This window comes from Pseudomonas sp. HY2-MNA-CIBAN-0224 (assembly GCF_040310285.1).
In the GTDB taxonomy this organism is placed as follows: domain Bacteria; phylum Pseudomonadota; class Gammaproteobacteria; order Pseudomonadales; family Pseudomonadaceae; genus Aquipseudomonas; species Aquipseudomonas helleri.
In genome coordinates this window covers 1-303 of record NZ_JBEOPQ010000343.1, presented here as the reverse complement: position 1 = coordinate 303, position 303 = coordinate 1, and the positions used below count along the sequence as shown (strand labels likewise).

At 43.9% G+C, this 303-nt stretch carries 1 protein-coding gene; it reads left to right on the top strand.

Annotated features, from left to right (window positions below):
* Positions 1-303, top strand: a 303-nt coding sequence (locus AAEZ03_RS26665) for a threonine/serine exporter family protein (RefSeq protein WP_350582792.1), incomplete at both ends; no start/stop codon positions are given.

Here is a 303-nt window from a genome sequence, read left to right as displayed (position 1 = left end):
GAGCATCAATGTCAATTTATTGGTACAAATCCAGCAAATTATCAATAAAACCGAAGCCAATACAAATAGCGAAAAGCTAGATAACCATAAACTGAAGTCTGAGCTGACTGACCGCACCACCCTTGCGTTTGATGAATTAGATAAAACGGTTTATCCAACGTGGCTAGTGGGCGTGTTTGTCGGTGCATCTTGTGCTGCGTTTGCTAATCTTAATGGCGGTAGTTGGTCGATTACCGCGGTGACCTTTGTCGCTGGTATGGTCGCGATGTTCACTCGCATTTATTTGGCCAAGCAGCATTTCAA